At 69.8% G+C, this 14,952-nt stretch carries 22 protein-coding genes and 1 pseudogene; 15 read left to right on the top strand and 8 right to left on the bottom strand.

What is annotated here, in order from left to right; all coding sequences use genetic code 11:
• Window positions 1-45: 45 nt before the first annotated feature.
• The 3 genes from ACWF7A_RS06840 to ACWF7A_RS06830 are packed head-to-tail and all read left to right on the top strand — an operon-like array spanning window position 46 to window position 2,468.
• The gene (locus ACWF7A_RS06840) at window positions 46-375 is read left to right on the top strand and encodes an ArsR/SmtB family transcription factor (RefSeq protein WP_452249465.1); all 330 of its coding nucleotides are present in this window, start codon (window positions 46-48) and stop codon (window positions 373-375) included.
• 31 nt (window positions 376-406) lie between these two features.
• Window positions 407-1,510, top strand: coding sequence for an ACR3 family arsenite efflux transporter (gene arsB / locus ACWF7A_RS06835; RefSeq protein WP_452249464.1), 1,104 nt, complete (start codon window positions 407-409; stop codon window positions 1,508-1,510).
• Window positions 1,497-2,468: an ArsO family NAD(P)H-dependent flavin-containing monooxygenase gene (locus tag ACWF7A_RS06830; RefSeq protein WP_452249463.1), complete on the top strand. Its 972-nt coding sequence runs from the start codon at window positions 1,497-1,499 to the stop codon at window positions 2,466-2,468. The genes arsB and ACWF7A_RS06830 overlap by 14 nt, the downstream gene beginning before the upstream one ends.
• Window positions 2,469-2,471: 3 nt before the next feature.
• Here the strand turns inward: ACWF7A_RS06830 and ACWF7A_RS06825 are convergent, their stop codons facing one another.
• Complete coding sequence (locus ACWF7A_RS06825) at window positions 2,472-2,828, bottom strand: ArsR/SmtB family transcription factor (RefSeq protein ID WP_452249462.1); 357 nt, start codon at window positions 2,826-2,828, stop codon at window positions 2,472-2,474.
• An 80-nt stretch (window positions 2,829-2,908) separates the two neighbouring features.
• Here ACWF7A_RS06825 and arsM point away from each other — a divergent pair, with 80 nt between their 5' ends.
• Window positions 2,909-3,805 (top strand): arsenite methyltransferase, encoded by an 897-nt coding sequence (gene arsM, locus ACWF7A_RS06820; RefSeq protein ID WP_452249461.1) that lies wholly within the window; start codon window positions 2,909-2,911, stop codon window positions 3,803-3,805.
• A gap of 3 nt (window positions 3,806-3,808) precedes the next feature.
• On the opposite strand, the gene ACWF7A_RS06815 is transcribed toward arsM, so the two are convergent.
• The 4 genes and pseudogenes from ACWF7A_RS06815 to ACWF7A_RS06800 form a co-directional block, all read right to left on the bottom strand.
• Complete coding sequence (locus tag ACWF7A_RS06815) at window positions 3,809-4,465, bottom strand: response regulator transcription factor (RefSeq protein WP_452249460.1); 657 nt, start codon at window positions 4,463-4,465, stop codon at window positions 3,809-3,811.
• A gap of 5 nt (window positions 4,466-4,470) precedes the next feature.
• Window positions 4,471-4,683 (bottom strand): hypothetical protein, encoded by a 213-nt coding sequence (locus ACWF7A_RS06810; protein ID WP_452249459.1) that lies wholly within the window; start codon window positions 4,681-4,683, stop codon window positions 4,471-4,473.
• 134 nt (window positions 4,684-4,817) lie between these two features.
• The gene (locus ACWF7A_RS06805; RefSeq protein ID WP_452249458.1) at window positions 4,818-5,492 is read right to left on the bottom strand and encodes a TetR/AcrR family transcriptional regulator; all 675 of its coding nucleotides are present in this window, start codon (window positions 5,490-5,492) and stop codon (window positions 4,818-4,820) included.
• 184 nt (window positions 5,493-5,676) lie between these two features.
• A pseudogene (locus ACWF7A_RS06800) lies at window positions 5,677-6,126 on the bottom strand (Ldh family oxidoreductase); the annotation flags it as partial.
• Here ACWF7A_RS06800 and ACWF7A_RS06795 point away from each other — a divergent pair.
• From ACWF7A_RS06795 to rraA, 3 genes are read left to right on the top strand one after another with little or no spacing between them, the layout of a single operon-like run.
• Window positions 6,101-6,796 carry a GntR family transcriptional regulator gene (locus tag ACWF7A_RS06795; RefSeq protein WP_452249457.1) on the top strand — a complete coding sequence of 232 codons (696 nt, stop codon included), beginning with the start codon at window positions 6,101-6,103 and terminating at the stop codon, window positions 6,794-6,796. The pseudogene ACWF7A_RS06800 and the gene ACWF7A_RS06795 overlap by 26 nt on opposite strands.
• Window positions 6,797-6,852: 56 nt before the next feature.
• Complete coding sequence (locus tag ACWF7A_RS06790; protein WP_452249456.1) at window positions 6,853-8,010, top strand: MFS transporter; 1,158 nt, start codon at window positions 6,853-6,855, stop codon at window positions 8,008-8,010.
• On the top strand, window positions 8,000-8,479 hold the full coding sequence (gene rraA, locus ACWF7A_RS06785; RefSeq protein WP_452249455.1) for a ribonuclease E activity regulator RraA: 480 nt from the start codon (window positions 8,000-8,002) through the stop codon (window positions 8,477-8,479). Before ACWF7A_RS06790 ends, rraA begins: the two co-directional genes overlap by 11 nt.
• 39 nt (window positions 8,480-8,518) lie before the next feature.
• On the opposite strand, the gene ACWF7A_RS06780 is transcribed toward rraA, so the two are convergent.
• Both ACWF7A_RS06780 and ACWF7A_RS06775 read right to left on the bottom strand, forming a co-directional pair.
• A complete protein-coding gene (locus tag ACWF7A_RS06780; RefSeq protein WP_452249454.1) occupies window positions 8,519-10,360 on the bottom strand; it encodes a GAF domain-containing SpoIIE family protein phosphatase in 1,842 nt (613 codons plus the stop codon).
• A gap of 76 nt (window positions 10,361-10,436) precedes the next feature.
• On the bottom strand, window positions 10,437-10,886 hold the full coding sequence (locus ACWF7A_RS06775) for an ATP-binding protein (protein WP_452249453.1): 450 nt from the start codon (window positions 10,884-10,886) through the stop codon (window positions 10,437-10,439).
• A 250-nt stretch (window positions 10,887-11,136) separates the two neighbouring features.
• Here ACWF7A_RS06775 and ACWF7A_RS06770 point away from each other — a divergent pair, with 250 nt between their 5' ends.
• The 8 genes from ACWF7A_RS06770 (at window position 11,137) to ACWF7A_RS06735 (ending at window position 14,027) form a co-directional block, all read left to right on the top strand.
• A complete protein-coding gene (locus ACWF7A_RS06770) occupies window positions 11,137-11,688 on the top strand; it encodes an RNA polymerase sigma factor (RefSeq protein ID WP_452249452.1) in 552 nt (183 codons plus the stop codon).
• Window positions 11,679-12,221: an Asp23/Gls24 family envelope stress response protein gene (locus tag ACWF7A_RS06765; RefSeq protein ID WP_452249451.1), complete on the top strand. Its 543-nt coding sequence runs from the start codon at window positions 11,679-11,681 to the stop codon at window positions 12,219-12,221. The genes ACWF7A_RS06770 and ACWF7A_RS06765 overlap by 10 nt, the downstream gene beginning before the upstream one ends.
• 4 nt (window positions 12,222-12,225) lie before the next feature.
• A complete protein-coding gene (locus ACWF7A_RS06760; RefSeq protein ID WP_452249450.1) occupies window positions 12,226-12,573 on the top strand; it encodes an Asp23/Gls24 family envelope stress response protein in 348 nt (115 codons plus the stop codon).
• Window positions 12,567-12,872: a hypothetical protein gene (locus tag ACWF7A_RS06755; RefSeq protein ID WP_452249449.1), complete on the top strand. Its 306-nt coding sequence runs from the start codon at window positions 12,567-12,569 to the stop codon at window positions 12,870-12,872. Before ACWF7A_RS06760 ends, ACWF7A_RS06755 begins: the two co-directional genes overlap by 7 nt.
• Window positions 12,873-12,929: 57 nt before the next feature.
• Complete coding sequence (locus ACWF7A_RS06750; RefSeq protein WP_452249448.1) at window positions 12,930-13,397, top strand: Asp23/Gls24 family envelope stress response protein; 468 nt, start codon at window positions 12,930-12,932, stop codon at window positions 13,395-13,397.
• 11 nt (window positions 13,398-13,408) lie between these two features.
• Window positions 13,409-13,585 (top strand): hypothetical protein, encoded by a 177-nt coding sequence (locus tag ACWF7A_RS06745; RefSeq protein ID WP_452249447.1) that lies wholly within the window; start codon window positions 13,409-13,411, stop codon window positions 13,583-13,585.
• A gap of 118 nt (window positions 13,586-13,703) precedes the next feature.
• Window positions 13,704-13,895, top strand: coding sequence for a hypothetical protein (locus ACWF7A_RS06740; RefSeq protein WP_452249446.1), 192 nt, complete (start codon window positions 13,704-13,706; stop codon window positions 13,893-13,895).
• Between the two features lie 9 nt (window positions 13,896-13,904).
• On the top strand, window positions 13,905-14,027 hold the full coding sequence (locus ACWF7A_RS06735) for a hypothetical protein (protein WP_452249445.1): 123 nt from the start codon (window positions 13,905-13,907) through the stop codon (window positions 14,025-14,027).
• Window positions 14,028-14,031: 4 nt separating this feature from the next.
• Here the strand turns inward: ACWF7A_RS06735 and ACWF7A_RS06730 are convergent, their stop codons facing one another.
• Window positions 14,032-14,892, bottom strand: coding sequence for a helix-turn-helix transcriptional regulator (locus tag ACWF7A_RS06730; RefSeq protein ID WP_452249444.1), 861 nt, complete (start codon window positions 14,890-14,892; stop codon window positions 14,032-14,034).
• Between the last annotated feature and the right edge of the window lie 60 nt (window positions 14,893-14,952).

Genomic DNA, 14,952 nt, shown 5'->3' with positions numbered 1-14,952 from the left:
CGCGTGTATCGACTTTTGTCAATCCAGGCCGCTATGGTGTTCGTCATGACGGGCCCGGACCAGACGCTGCTCGACTCGACGACCGCCGCACGCCTGTTCAAGGCCCTCGGCGATCCGATCCGGGTCGAGCTGGTCGGGCTCGTGCGGCGGACCGAGGGCCAGGAAGCGTGCTTCTGCGACCTCGCCGACCAGTTCGAGATGCCGCAGTCCTCGCTGAGCCACCACCTGAAGATCCTCGTGCAGGCCGGTGTGCTCAGTCGCGAACGGCGCGGGACGTGGAGCTGGTACCGCGTCGACAACGCCGCCATCGACACCCTCGCCGCCGTGCTCGCGCCGGGAGGACCGCTGCGCGACAGCAGCGCCTGCTGCGACTGACCTGACCACGCCCGATGCTCGGCATCGGGCGATGACGCCTGCCCAGAACCAGGAGAACCTGTTGAGCACCAAGGAAACCGATGCACCGGACGTGCTGCGCGAACTGTCCTTCCTGGACAGGTTGCTGCCGGTGTGGATCGGCGTCGCCATGGTCGCGGGCCTGGTGCTCGGTAGGTTCGTCCCCGGCTTGCAGGGGGTCCTGGACGCGGTGAAGGTCGGTGAGGTGTCGTTGCCCATCGCCCTGGGCCTGCTGCTGATGATGTACCCGGTGCTCGCGAAGGTCCGCTACGACAAGCTCGACACCGTCACCCGCGACCGCCGCACGATGGTGTTGTCGTTGGTGCTGAACTGGGTTCTCGGCCCGGCGCTGATGTTCGCGCTGGCGTGGATCTTCCTCGCGGACCTGCCCGAGTACCGGACCGGCCTGATCATCGTCGGGCTCGCCCGCTGCATCGCGATGGTCATCATCTGGAACGACCTCGCCTGTGGCGACCGCGAAGCCGCCGCGGTGCTCGTCGCGCTCAACTCCGTCTTCCAGGTCGTCATGTTCGGCGTGCTCGGCTGGTTCTACCTCGACCTGCTGCCCGGCTGGCTCGGCCTCGACACCGCCTCCGTCGATTTCTCCGCCTGGCAGATCGCCACCTCGGTGCTGATCTTCCTCGGCATTCCGCTCGCCGCGGGCTACCTGTCCCGCAAGCTGGGAGAGCGGTCGCGCGGGCGGGACTGGTACGAGTCGGAGTTCCTGCCCCGCGTCGGCCCGATCGCCCTGTACGGCTTGCTGTTCACGATCGTCGTCCTGTTCGCGCTGCAGGGCGAGACCATCACCAGCCGTCCACTGGACGTCGCCCGGATCGCGCTGCCGCTGCTGGTCTACTTCGCGATCATGTGGGCTGGTTCGTACGCGCTCGGCAAGGCTTCCGGGCTGTCCTACGAACGGACGACCACGCTCGCGTTCACCGCGGCGGGCAACAACTTCGAGCTCGCCATCGCCGTCGCGATCGGCGTGTTCGGCGTGACCTCCGGCCAGGCGCTCGCGGGCGTGGTCGGGCCGCTGATCGAGGTGCCGGTGCTCGTGGGGCTGGTCTACGTGAGCCTGTGGCTGCGCCGTCGATGGGTGGCCCGTGCCCAGGTCTGACGTCGTGGTGATCGGCGGCGGCCAGGCAGGTCTGGCCGCCGCCTTCTACCTGCGCCGAGCCGGGATCGACCACGTCGTGCTGGACGCGCGACCGGCTCCCGGCGGAGCGTGGCCGCTCACGTGGAACTCGCTGAGGTTGTTCTCCGTCGCCCGCCACAGCTCGCTGCCCGGCTGGCCGATGCCGCCCTTCCCGGACGGCTACCCGACCGCGCGGCACGTCGTGGACTACCTGGCCGCCTACGAGAAGCGCTACGACATCCCGGTCCACCGGCCCGTCCAGGTCGGTTCGGTCAGTCGCGACGGGGACGGACTGCTGGTGCGCAGCGACTCCGGGACCTGGGCCGCAAGGCACGTCATCAGCGCGACCGGCACCTGGTGGCGGCCGTTCCGCCCGCTGATGGACCTGCCGGGCCGTCAGCTGCACACCGCCGACTACCGCGACCCGCTCGAGTTCGCGGGCAGGAAGGTCGTGGTGGTGGGCGGCGGGAACTCCGGCGCCCAGATCGCCGCCGACCTCGTCCCGCACGCCGACCTGACCTGGATGACCCGCCGGCCACCGCGCTACATGCCCGACGACATCGACGGCAAGGCCCTGTTCGACATCGCCACACGACGTGGCGGTGTCGGCGAGCTCGGCGACATCGTCGCGGTTCCTCCTGTCCGCGAGGCGCGCGACCGCGGACTGCTCGTCGCCACCCCCGTGGACGCGGAGGCGCTCGCCAACGCCGACGTCGTCGTGTGGTCCACCGGATTCCGGCCGGTTCTCGGCCACCTCGCCGCGCTGCAGGTGCGCAACGCCGAAGGCCGCGTTGCCGTCGAGGGCACGACCGCGGCCGAGGAGCCACGCCTGCACCTGCTCGGCTACGGGAGCTGGACCGGACCCGCGTCCGCGACCCTCATCGGCGTCGGACCGACCGCGAAGGCGACGGTCGCGAAGATCTCCGCGGCGCTGAGCTGACACTCAGGCCGTGACGGCACTCCGTTCGCCGGCGACGCTGCTCAGCACCGCGGCCATCCGGTCGGTCGTCTCCGGCCGCGCCCGGTAGTACACCCACGTGCCCCGGCGCTCCGAATCCACCAAACCAGCCTGCCGCAACAGCTTCAGGTGGTGCGAGATCGTCGGCTGCGACAGCTCGAACGCCGGCGTCAGCTCGCACACGCAGACCTCGCCGTCCGGGCGTGAGGCGATCATCGACAGCAACCGCAGGCGTACCGGATCGCCGAGTGCCTTGAACATCAGCGACAGCTCCGCCGCCTGCTCCACGGCGAGCGGCTCCTCCGACAGCGGCTCGCAGCAGCCCGACTCTTGCTTCGACATCTTTCAATATTGACTCCTCTTCCCCTGCGGTGCAAACATCACATAGACAGACTTCAATACAAGCTGGAGGAGTGCCCCTCATGAGCGAGCAGACCGCACTGCGCGAGTCAGTCCGAGCCCGCTACGCCGCGGCTGCCACTGCCGTGGCCGAAGGCGGAGGTGGGTGCTGCGGTCCGGAGGCCGTCGAGGTGGACGAGAACTTCGGCGCCACGCTGTACCCCGCGGCTCAGCGCGACGAACTGCCCGCCGAGGCGGTCGCGGCGTCGCTCGGTTGCGGCAATCCCATCGCGGTCGCCGAGCTCCGCGAGGGCGAGCGGGTCCTGGACCTCGGCTCCGGCGGCGGCATCGACGTCCTGCTCTCCGCGCGCCGCGTCGGTCCGACCGGCAAGGCCTACGGACTGGACATGACCGACGAGATGCTCGCCCTCGCCCTGGCCAACGCGGAGAAGGCAGGTGCCACCAACGTCGAGTTCCTCAGGGGCGACATCGAGGCCATCCCACTGCCCGGCGGCACCATCGACGTCGTCATCTCCAACTGCGTCATCAACCTCTCCGTCGACAAGCCCGCCGTGTTCGCCGAGGCACTCCGCGTCCTGCGTCCCGGCGGACGCCTCGGCATCTCCGACGTCGTCGCCGACGACCACCTCACTCCGGCCGAGCGCGCCGAACGCGGTTCCTACGTCAGCTGCATCGCGGGCGCGCTCACGTTCACCGAGTACCGCGAAGGTCTCGAAGCCGCGGGCTTCACCGACGTCGAGATCACCCCGGCGTTCCAGGCCGCCGACGGGATGCACTCCGCGATCGTCCGTGCGGTGAAGCCGCTCGGTCTCGAACCCGCCGGCTCCCCGTCCCCGGCGGCGGGCACGAACTCGTGTTGTGGCGTGAGCGCCTGCTGCACGACCGCGGAGCAGCCGGTCGACGCCGGCCTCACCGTGGCGGAAGCGAAGTCCGCTTCCGGGTGTGGATGCCAGGGCTGACGCTCACGGGTGCGCTATCGGGAGGATCCCCACGTGGTAGGCCAGTGCGACGGCGTGGGCGCGGTCGTGGGCGCCGAGGCGCCGCCGGACCTGCTGGACGTGGGTTCTCACGGTGGCCACGGTGACGTTGAGGTTCAGCGCGATGTCCTGGTCGTTCTTGCCCTCGGCGACGAGCGCGAGTGCCTGGCGTTGCCGCGGGGTGAGCACCTCGTGTCCGGGACCTGCCTGCCGGCGTCGTGGAGCGGTGTTGAGGACCAGCGCGAGACTGGGATCGACGTACTGGCCGGCCAGTGGCGTCTGGAGGATCGCGCGGACGATCATCGACGGGTCGGTCTCCCTGCTGAGCAGGCAGTGCGCTCCGGCTTCCCTGGCCAGCTGGAGGGAAGCGGGGGTGTGGTCGCGTTCGCGGAAGAGGACGGCCACCCGGACCTGGGGGCTGGTCGTGACGAGCTCCTGGGTCAGGAGACTGCGCGGGTCGATCGCACTGTCGAGCATGACCACGTGCGGTCGCGCGGTGCGCACGCTGTCCCGGATGACGTCGGGATGGTCCGTGCCGCCGGCCCACTCCAGGCCGATCGTGCGCTGAACGACAGTCCGCAGGCCCTCCCGGAACACGGGAGTCGCGTCCGCGGCGAGCACCCGGCAGGCCGCGGAATACATCAAGGTCACAGAAAACCGCCGAACCGAGCCATGTCCTGCGCGTCCTGACTGTCCACCGCGGCAGCGGGGAGCGGTGATGGGGTTCGAGACGGTGAGCCGGGATTCCGGCGCTGCACCTCGTGGAGCAGCGCCAGACCTTCCCGGTGAAGGGAGGCGATGAGTTCTCGGGCTTGCTGTGCCGCGTCGTCCAGCCACTGCTGGTTGTTCGGCTCGCTCATGGTTCCGCCACTCAGGTGGGTCCGGCTAAGCCGTACGGGTCAATCTTGAGGTAAGAGCTACATGACTGTAGCAGTAACTTGGACGCTTCCACGAATCTGCGCGCGGCGTGGCTCCGCGTCCGCGAGGTGCGCGTTCAGCCGTGCCTGTGGGGGAGTTCGGGAAGCTGCACGTCCGGGTCGAGCCGCACCCCGATCGCGCACAGCGCCACGTCGAGCGAGCCCCACGCCCATCCGGACAGATGAGCGACCAGGTCGTCGTGATCGAGCAGCGGCTCGGGCGCCGTCACCCAGCGCACCGCCGCCGTCTCGACCATGCCGATCAGTCCGAAGGCCAGCGGGTCCGCGATGCGCGGATCGCCGCCGAGCAGGGAGATGTACGCCGCCAGCAACTCGCGCAGCTGCTCGCCGATGTTCAGGCGCACCGCGGTGGCCGGTTGCTGCTCGCCGGTCTGCGTTCCCAGCGACCGGGAGACCAGGTACTGGTACAGGCGGTCGTTCTGGGCGAACCACGCCACGTAGGTGCGCACGATGCGCGAGATGATCTCGCGTGCGCTGCCGCGAGGACTGACCATCGTGGGCGTCAGTTCGCTGATCAGCAGCTCGCCGATCCGGCGGGCGACGGTGTCGTAGAGGTCGTCGGCGTCGGTGAAGTGCCGGTACAGCGTCGGACGCGCGATGGCGGCACGTTCGGTGATCTGCTCGGTCGACACCTGCGGACCGTGCTCGGCGATGGCGAGCAGGGCGGCCGCCACGACCTCGGCGCGGCGTGTCTCCCGCTGCCCGGCCCATCGGGCGGCTCGTCCGTCCACGTGCGACCTTGTCCGTCGATGTCGGTAGCTCTTCCAGGTCTATTGAACCCACAGAAAGTAGAGCGCAACAACTTGGGTAAGCCTTCATGATGAACGCACACGTAGGTCGGGTCCGCTGCGAACGCAACTCGTCGAGGGTCTTGGAGGGGAGCGAGATACCGGTCTGGTGGGACAAGGCCTCGACTCTGGCCTCGATCTCGCCGGGGTGGAAGATCTCGTCGACCCCGGTGGCCTTCGGCACCGCCTTGGTGATGGTGATCAGGTCGTCGACGCGGCGCCCGAAGTCGTCCGGGTCAATGACGGCGTCGACGCGCAGCGCGAGGACGAGGTGCCCGCAGCCGCTGCGCTGGCCGGGCACGTAGGGGCCCGTGACGCCGGTGGCGTACGAACTGCCGGTGAGCACTCCGGACAGGTTATAATCTATATCCGCCAACCGAAGATGAGCTCCAGAGATCGCGAGCGGAGAGATCGACAAGCCTTTGAACAGGCTTTTTTCTGATCGAATCACAACTTCGAACGCTGTGTGGCCCCTGCGGTCCGGCGTGATCGCCTGGTGAAAACCCCTCCAATCGGTGTAGGTTATAACCAAGCCCGAGGGAGGTCCTGTGATGGCGGAGCCCGCCGAACCCCTCATGACGAAGAGCGACTTCGCGTACACGACCCTGCGCGAGAAGATCCTGTCCGGCGAGTTCGAGCCGGGGGAGGTCCTCAACCAGGCGACGCTGGCGCGCGCCATCGGCATAAGCACGACGCCGCTGCGGGAGGGGTTGCGGCGGCTGAAGTCCGAAGGGCTGGTCGAGCTCGACGCCCACCGCGACGCCCGCGTCACCGAGCTGACCGCGGAGGAGGCGCGCGACCTGCTGGAGCTGCGCCGATCCCTCGACCCGCTCGCGGTCGCGCTCGCGGCGCAGCGGCGCACCAAGGCCGACATCCAGGAGATCCGCGCGGCGGTGAAGGGGGTGGAGCCGCTGCTGAGCAACCCCGGCGTCGACGACCTGATCGCGCACCGGCGCTTCCACACCGCGCTCTACCGGGCGTCGCACAACGACCTGCTCATCACGACCCTCGACGGCCTGTGGGACAAGGCGGACCGCTACCGCAGGCTCGGCCTGGAGGTCGTGCGCAGCGAGGAAGAACGCGATCAGAAGACCGTGGAACACCACCAGCTGGTGGAGCACGTCATCGCGGGCGACTCCGACGCGGCCGCGGCCGTGATGCACCAGCACATCTCGACCAGCCTCGGCGCGAAGGCCGCGTCACGACTGGGCGTGAGCCCGACCGCGACACCTCGCGCGCTGCCCTGAGCGGCGCCGGCGAGCGACCGGCTCGCGGACTGCTGGTCCTCCTGCTCGGACACACCGTGATCGTCCAGCTCGTGACGTTCGTGCTGCGTCCCACCTCCACCTACCGGGCGCTGGAACTGGGTGTGCCGTCAGCCTGGCTGGGGGTGCTCTCGGCCGCGTTCGCGGTGGCACCGCTGGTGCTGGCCATCCCGTCCGGGCAGGCCGTCGACCGCCTCGGCGAACGCCGGGTGCTGCTCGCGGGCGCCGTGCTGATGTCCGCCTCCGCCGGAGTGTTCGCGTTCCTCGGCGACGGGGTGGTGGGCCTGCTGGCCGGCAGCGTGCTGCTGGGCACCGGCCACCTGTGCTCGGTCGTCGCACAACAGGCGCTCGTCGCGAACGTGACCGCACCGCACCGTTACGACGCCGCGTTCGGCTACTACACGTTCGCCGCCTCGCTCGGTCAGGCCGTCGGCCCTGGGCTGATCCTGTTGTTCGGTGGCGCTCAGACGATCCCGCACACCGGCGCGATCTTCGGCGTCACGATCGCGATCACCGTGGTGCTGCTGGGCGTCACGGTCGCGTTGCGCCCGCCCGCCACCGATCGTCCGGCCACTGAGGACGGTGAACCGGCGGGCCTGCGCGACCTCCTGCGCCGTCCAGGACTCCTGCGCGCCCTCACGGTCAGCTGTGTCGTGATCGCGGCCGTCGACATCACCCTGGTCTACCTGCCCGCACTGGGTGCCGAACGCGGGATCGCCTCCGGCGCGGTCGGCGTGCTGCTCACCCTGCGGGCCGTGGCGTCGATGGGGTCGCGGCTGTTCCTGGGACGGCTTTCCGCCTGGCTCGGGCGGCGCGCCCTGCTGGTGGGCAGCATCGCGCTGGCCGCCGCCGGTCTCGTCGCGGCGGCGGTGCCCATGCCGGTGTGGCTGCTCGGCCTCGTGGTCCTCGTCATCGGCCTGGGTCTCGGCGTCGGCCAGCCGCTCACCATGTCCTGGCTCGCGGAGTCGACCCCGCCCGGCCTGCGAGGCCGCGCCATGTCGTTGCGCCTCACCGGAAACCGCGTCGGCCAGGTCGTCGTGCCGAGCGCGGCAGGTCTGCTCGCGGCAGGCGGCGGAGCATCCGGAGTCCTCGTGCTGACAGCGGTGGGACTGACCGCCGCCGGAGTCGCCGCGGGCCGCCTTCAGCAGAACGACCGACCACCGACCGACAACGGAGACGCCCGAGATGACACCTGACACCTTCGCGACCGCGGACCTGTACGACGAGTTCGGCGACGCCCTCGACTCGTGCGACCTGCAGCTGCGCCAGTACGGCGGACGCACCCGCTTCCGCGGACCCGCCGTGACCGTTCGCTGCCACGAGGACAACGCCCTGCTCAAGTCCGTGCTCAGTGAGCCGGGGGAAGGGCGGGTGCTCGTCGTCGACGGTGGCGGCTCACTGCATCGCGCGCTCCTGGGTGACGTCATCGCGGGCATCGCGACCGCCAACGGCTGGGCCGGTGTGGTGATCAACGGCGCGGTGCGCGACGTCGTCGCCCTGGCGGCGCTGGACATCGGCGTCAAAGCCCTCGGCTCCAACCCGCGCAAGAGCACCAAGACCGGCGCCGGCGAACGCGACGTCCCCGTCACGTTCGGCAGCGCCACCTTCACTCCGGGAGCCGAGGTCTACAGCGACGAGGACGGTGTCGTCGTCCTGCCGCGGTGACGACTGGCTGCCGAACGCCGAACCGGTGCGCGCCAGGTGTCACGGGACGCGCACGACGAGCAGCGCGATGTCGTCGTCGCCGTCTGCGCCGCCGACCCCGGCGGTGAGGAGCTCCAGGAGCTCCGGCAGAGGCCGTAGCCCGTGCCGGCCGAGGACGGCGATGGCTTGTTCGGTGCCCTCGTCGATGTCACGGCCGCGGTCGGGTTTCTCGATGAGGCCGTCCGTGTAGAACAGGACGCAGGTGCCTGGCGTGAGCGTGACCTGGTAGGTGGCCCTTTGTGATGGCGCCATGCCGGGAAAGAGCATGATGCCGTGGCCGCCGAGGACGTCGACGTCACCGTTCGGATGGCGCAGCAGGGGATGCGGGTGTCCGGCGTTGGTCCAGGTCAGGTCCCAGCAGCCGGCGTCCGCCGGTCGCAGGTGGGCGTGCACGAGGGTGCCGGAGGCGTTCACGCCCAGCGCCAGGTTGGCGTGTTCGAGCGCGGAGAGGACTCGCGCCGGGCCGGCACCGGGGTGGTCGAGGTCTGCTTGCCGCAGCATGCTGCGAACCTGGCCCATTTTCGTGGCGGCCCGTGTGTCGTGGCCGGTGATGTCGCCGATCGTCACCGCCAGGGTGGCCTGGTCCTGGGGGTGGCCGGAGGTGCGGGGAAGAGGGAAGGCGTCGTACCAGTCGCCGCCGACCAGGTCACCGGTGGCGGCGGGTCGGTAGAGCGCCGCCACCTCGAGGTCGTCGATCACCGGGAGTTCGGTGAGCATGGCCTGCTGCAGCTGTCTGGCCACGGTGATGCGGTGGTCGACGAAGATCGCGCGTTCGATCGCGCGGGCGGTGTAGCCGGCCAGGGCCGTGACGATGGCGCGTTCCACCGCGTCGAGCTTGTGGTGGGTGTCCCAGCCGATCACGAGCGTGCCCAGAGGGCCGAATGCGCCGGGAAGCGGCACGCAGATCGCGGTGTGCAGGTCGAGCATGGCCCAGGCCTCGACGGCGTCGCGACTGTATCCGCCCGTGACCAGGTCCTCGGTTCCCTGGACGATCACCGTGGTGTTGTCACGGGCCGCGCGGGCGGTCGGCCACGCGTCGTCGAGGCTGTAGCGCTCGTAGCTGCGTTCCATGGCCGCGGCGTCGTTGTCCTCGTCGATCAGACGTCTCAGCCGTCTGCCCTCGATGATGGTCAGGCCCACGTAGTGAGGTTTGAGATCGCCGGTGATCAGGTCGCGGACCTGCCTGCGAACCTGGCCGAGACCGGTGGTGTTGGCCAGGTCGTTGGCGGCACGCAGCAGCAGTTCGGCGCGGGTCAGCGCGACCTGGGTCTGCTCGGACAGCGCGCTGGCGCGAGCGTGGGCCGCCTCGACGCGGCGAGACACGATCAGCAACCGCAGTTCGGCGCTGCACGCGGCGGCGAGGTCGACCAGGTTCTGCAGCTGGGTGTCGGTCCACTCGCGAGGCGAGGTGTCGATCGCGCACAGGGAGCCCAGAACGTTGCCGTCGTCGTCGGTCAGCGGCATGCCGGCGTAGGCGGCGACCTTGAGATCGGTCACCGCGGGGTGCGCATGCCAGTTCTGGTCCGCTTCGGTGTCGTGCAGCACGAGCGGGCGGCCTGAGCGCACGACGTGCTGGCACAACGAGTGCGACAGCGGCGTGGTGCGGGTGCTCGCCCACGGCTCGCCGAGCCCGACGAGACCGGGGAACACCTGACGGTCCGGCTCGACCAGCGAGACCAGCGCGACCGGGACGCCGAGGAGGTTCGCGACCAGACGCGCGAACCGGTCCATCCCGTTGTCCGGGCGCGCGGTCAACCCCGTGGCGTGCAGGGCGTTCTCGCGAGCCTCGTCCAGCGGTCCCCTCGCCGTCCCGGACGGCTTCGGCGACTCCTCGTCTCCCACCGCACTCCTACCTGCGACGTGGCTGCTGTCGGTTCGGAACTCTAATCGAGTGGAGGCGTGGTCCGCTGAACCAGTGCTATTCCACGATTGCCACGTCGAGTCCGCCGCCGCGAATGTGTTCTGGTGAGGCGACATCGGGCCGATGCACGGAATTCCGCGAGAACGCGAACTCGGCCCACACGGTTTTCCCGTCGCCTTTGGTGAGCTGTCCCCAGCCGCCGGCGACAGCGCTGACCAACATCAGTCCTCTGCCGCCGTGGACCGACGGAGGCCGGGTGTGAGCCGGCGTCCCGCACCCGTCGTCCACCTCGATCCGGAGGGAGGCGTGCTGCCGCACCAGGCGGATCTCCCGGGGTGCTGTTCCGTGCCGCAGCGAGTTCGACACCAGCTCGTCCGCGACCATGACCACGTCCTCGGCATGATCGGCGTTCAGGTCCACGAGCTGCCTGCGGAGCCAGTTCCGCGCTCTGCGCACCTCCGCGATGTCGTCGCCCAGTTCGAGCTTGACGTCCTTGAGCGTGGACATGTGCCTCCGGTCCGGTGTGACTTTCGTGCCGCCATTCGGCGGGTACCCGCACGAACCAATGCTCCAAACGGGACTGATGTTCATGTGCGAGGACCTTGTTGTTCGTGGTGCCCGCACGAATTCGGGCCACGTTGCGCACACCACCCGCTTCGACGGCTTGAGGACCGGGTGAGCGGGAATCCCGGAACCGCGTGACGTTCCGCGGACATGACGTGTCCTGGGAACGACGAGACAACGGGCCGGAGTGGGCATGAGCGTGGTCGGTGAGGTCGTACTGGACAACGCCACGCTGGTGGCGAGGTCCCGTGATGGCGATATGCGCGCCTACGAGCAGTTGGTGCGCCGTTATCAGGGGCCGATGTACCGGCTCGCGTTGAGGATCGTGCGTAGTTCGGGCGACGCGGAGGACGTGGTGCAGGACGTGTTCCTGACCGCCTGGCGGCGCTTGGTCCAGCTCCACGACGACGACGCGTTCGTCGGCTGGCTGTACCGAACGACCACCAACGCCTGCTTGAACGTGCTGCGCAAGCGCAGACCGCGGGCCGATGCGGAACTGGACGAACAGGAGTCGGCTTCACCCCGGCCCGAACACGCGGCGGAGGTGAGTGCGCAGCTCGACGCGTTGCAGGTCGCGCTGGGCGACCTCACGCCGGAGCAACGCGCGTGCTGGGTGCTGCGGGAGGTGCACGGCCGTTCCTACGACGAGATCGCCGAGGCGGTCGGGACTACCCAGCAGTCGGTACGGGGCAGACTTGCCCGCGCTCGGGCTCAACTCGCGGAGGTGATGGCGCCATGGAGATGAACACCGACTACTCCCTGCCCTGCGGCCGGGACGTCGAGCAGGTCTGGGAAGCGGTCGACCTCTCGGACGAACACATGCGCGCGTGCCCGCATTGCCTCGTGGTGCAGGAGAGCCTGCTCGTGCTGCGCGCGGCGACGGACGAGATGGCCCGCGAGGAGATCGAGCCACCGCCGGACCTGGTCAGCCGCGTCATGTCCGCGGTGCGCGCGGACGTGCGGCGAACGGAGGTGGTACCGCTGCCCGGTGATGGTCTCGCGCGGATCAGCACGCGGGCGATCGCGGCGTTGCTCCGGTACGCGGCCGATGGCGTGTACGGCGTGCGGGCCCGCACGTGCCGGGTTGTGGAGGCAGCGGAGTCGACGAGCGACGACCCCCTGATCGAGGTCGAGCTGCACATCGCGATCACTGCCGGCAAGGTCAGGCACGAGGCGTTCGACGTTGTCCGGCAACGAGTCCTGACGGCGACCTCGGCACGGATCGGGGTCCGGCTGGCTCGGCTGGACCTCGTCGTCTCCGATGTTCTCGAGGGGTGATGGCGTGATCGAGACGGTCGTGTCACCCGCCGTGGTGGCGGCGGTCGCGGTGCACGCGGCGGAACTGGTGCCGGGTGTGCGGGTGCAGCCAGGGCTGGCGGGCTTGGTGAGCTCGGTGGTGCGCACGGCACGTCAACAGATCAAGGGCTTGGTTCCCGCGCCGGTGGAGGGTGTGCGGGTGCGGCCTGCGGGCGTGGGCGTGGAGCTGGAGGTGGACGTGGTGATGTCGGGCCAGGACCAGGCCGCCGTCGTCGCCCGTGCGGTGCAGCGGTCGGTACGTGCCGTGGTGCCGGAGTTGACCGGTGTCGTGGTGGGTTCCGTCGTGGTCACGGTGGTGGACGTCGCATGGTGATCGTGGCGGAGTTGCTCAGAGCGCTGGAGAAGGTGAACGGCCTGAGGCCTTCCACACCCGAGTCGGTGCCGGTCCGCTCGTGGGTCCCGTGGGACGTGGACGGGCTGGCGGTCGACGTGGGAGACGATCTGGTCTGCGTGCGCGTGGTCGCCACCCGTTTGCCGCTGCCCGCACTGCTGGCGGAGGCGGGTCTGGCGTTGCAAGGCGTTCTTCTCGGTACCCGGTGGGAGGGCTCGGTTGTGCGGATCGTCGTGACCGACGTCGACAAACGTGCTTTCGAACACCCGATCGGACCGTGACGTTCTCTTCGCGAGCGGTATCCAACTGATGTGAACACTTCTAGGGAAGGAACGGCGATGACGACTCCGACCGTGGAGAAGACCACCCAGGCCGTGGAGAGGTTCGGCGTGGCGGGCGGCAGGCTGGCGTCCGACAAGGGGACGACGACCATCGCGCACGTCGTGGTGCAGAAGGTCGCGAGCCTCGCGGCGCGCGAGATCCGGGGTGTCCACGCGCTCGGCGGCGGCACGGCGCGTGCGTTGAGCGCGTTGCGCGACCGCATCCCCGGCGCCACCGGCAGCGCGGGCCAGGGCGTGTCGGTCGAGGTCGGCGAGAAGCAGGCCGCGGTCGACCTGGACCTGGTCGTCGAGTACGGCGTGCCGATCGCGGACCTCGCGACGTCCGTGCGCACCAACGTGATCACCGCGATCGAGCAGATCACCGGCCTCGAGGTCGTCGAGGTCAACATCAACGTCAACGACGTGCACATCCCGAGCGAGAACACCGAGGACGACGTTCAGCCCGAGACCACTCGGGTCCTGTGAGAGGAACGGCCGTGAGCACCACCGCACTGGGCTTGCTGACCGGGCTGACGCTCGGGCTCGCCGCTGCGTTCGGCGGCTTCACCGCGTTCCTGCTCGTCCTCGTCTTCGGTGTGCTCGGCCTGATCGTGGGCCGGGTCGCCGAGGGCAAGCTCGATCTGTCGCAGCTCCTCGGCAGGGACCGGTACTGATGCCCGCCGCGCTCTCCGTGGCGTAGCGGAGTTTCCGCGCCCGAGGTTCGCCTGGACCTGCGGTACCCGGCACTCGTGATGGCCACCACGAGGCACCTGCGCTCACCTGACGCAACGGGTGAACGAGCTCACCGGCCTCCAGGTGTCCATTGTGGACGTCGTGGTGGCGGCGCTGCGGGCGGACGTCGCGGCGTGCCGAATCGACGACGAGGGCATGCCACGTGTGAGGGAAGCGCTGGGAACGTCCGAGGTTGGGTCCACTGTGGAGTTCCGAGGTCTGTCCGCGGCAGGCGATGTCCGGGTGGGTTGAGCTGGGAGCGTGATCAGCTCTCCGGTTCGGCTCGGTCGCGTGCCGGGCGCGGTGATCGACACCGGCACCGGCTTCACCACCGCCCAGGCCATGACCAGGTCCGTTGTGGAGGGCCGGAGACCGAGCACCTGATTCTCTACCGCGAGGCCGCCGGGTCCTGAACGGCCGACGCGGCCCAGGACGCGAGCATCGGCAGCACCTGCGCGGTGGGGGAGCCGGGCTCGACGGTGTAGATCACCAGGCGCTGGTGCGGAGCCTGCGGCACCGAGACGGCCTCGATGTGGAACCGCAGGTCTCCCGCCACCGGGTGGGCGATCTGCTTGACCAGGGACGTCCGGTCCGCCACGCCCCGCTCGTCCCACCACCCGGCCACCTGCGGATCCGCGGCCCGCAGCTCGTCGACGAGCGCGGTCAGCAGCCTGTCGCCGGGGTTGCGACCGAGTTCCAGGCGCAGCCCGCCGACCGCCGCGGCGGCGAAGTCCTGCCAGTTCGTGATGCGTTCGCGGGCGCCAGGGTCGGTGAACAGGTACCGCGGGAACGAGCTGCCGGGCCGCAGGTCCCGGCCGAGCACCTCGGTGAGCAGGGCGTTGCGCGCCAGGACTTCCGCGCGCCTGCCGAGCAGGAGCGCGGGGAGGTGGTCGACGCTCGTCATCACGCGCAGCAGGCCCGGTTCCGGGCGCTGGGGCGAGGACCAGGAACCCGTGGTCCGGCGGGAGACGGGCGCGGCCAGGTCGCGCAGGTGCGCGTGCTCGACGTCGGTCAGGCGCAGCGCCCTGGCCAGCGCGTCGACCACGTCACCGGACACGCGGGACTGGCGGCCCTGCTCCAGGCGGCTGTAGTGGTCGGTGCTCAGGCCCGCCAGCAGGGCGGCCTCCTCCTTGCGCAGACCGGGAACCCGGCGACGTCCGGGGAAGGCCTCGATGCCTGCCTCGGCCGGGGTGAGGCGGTCGCGGCAGGCGCGGAGGAACTCGCCCAGTGCGGCGCGGTCTCGGGTCACGTGACGAGCGTAAAGGCGTTGTTCGCCGTCAGCCTGGTCATGCTGTGCCCAGGCAGAACG

Source organism: Lentzea sp. NPDC055074 (assembly GCF_053608005.1).
The sequence above is the reverse complement of the archived record's forward strand: the minus strand, read 5'-3'. Positions and strand labels throughout refer to the sequence as shown.

Excerpts from the sequence above, each read along its gene's own strand:
- ACWF7A_RS06840 (WP_452249465.1), top strand. The coding sequence starts at position 46 with ATGACGGGCCCGGACCAGACGCTGCTCGACTCGACGACCGCCGCACGC.
- arsB (WP_452249464.1), top strand. The coding sequence starts at position 407 with ATGACGCCTGCCCAGAACCAGGAGAACCTGTTGAGCACCAAGGAAACC.
- ACWF7A_RS06825 (WP_452249462.1), bottom strand. The coding sequence starts at position 2,828 with ATGTCGAAGCAAGAGTCGGGCTGCTGCGAGCCGCTGTCGGAGGAGCCG.
- arsM (WP_452249461.1), top strand. The coding sequence starts at position 2,909 with ATGAGCGAGCAGACCGCACTGCGCGAGTCAGTCCGAGCCCGCTACGCC.
- ACWF7A_RS06815 (WP_452249460.1), bottom strand. The coding sequence starts at position 4,465 with ATGTATTCCGCGGCCTGCCGGGTGCTCGCCGCGGACGCGACTCCCGTG.
- ACWF7A_RS06810 (WP_452249459.1), bottom strand. The coding sequence starts at position 4,683 with ATGAGCGAGCCGAACAACCAGCAGTGGCTGGACGACGCGGCACAGCAA.
- ACWF7A_RS06795 (WP_452249457.1), top strand. The coding sequence starts at position 6,101 with ATGGCGGAGCCCGCCGAACCCCTCATGACGAAGAGCGACTTCGCGTAC.
- rraA (WP_452249455.1), top strand. The coding sequence starts at position 8,000 with ATGACACCTGACACCTTCGCGACCGCGGACCTGTACGACGAGTTCGGC.
- ACWF7A_RS06775 (WP_452249453.1), bottom strand. The coding sequence starts at position 10,886 with ATGTCCACGCTCAAGGACGTCAAGCTCGAACTGGGCGACGACATCGCG.
- ACWF7A_RS06770 (WP_452249452.1), top strand. The coding sequence starts at position 11,137 with ATGAGCGTGGTCGGTGAGGTCGTACTGGACAACGCCACGCTGGTGGCG.
- ACWF7A_RS06765 (WP_452249451.1), top strand. The coding sequence starts at position 11,679 with ATGGAGATGAACACCGACTACTCCCTGCCCTGCGGCCGGGACGTCGAG.
- ACWF7A_RS06755 (WP_452249449.1), top strand. The coding sequence starts at position 12,567 with ATGGTGATCGTGGCGGAGTTGCTCAGAGCGCTGGAGAAGGTGAACGGC.
- ACWF7A_RS06750 (WP_452249448.1), top strand. The coding sequence starts at position 12,930 with ATGACGACTCCGACCGTGGAGAAGACCACCCAGGCCGTGGAGAGGTTC.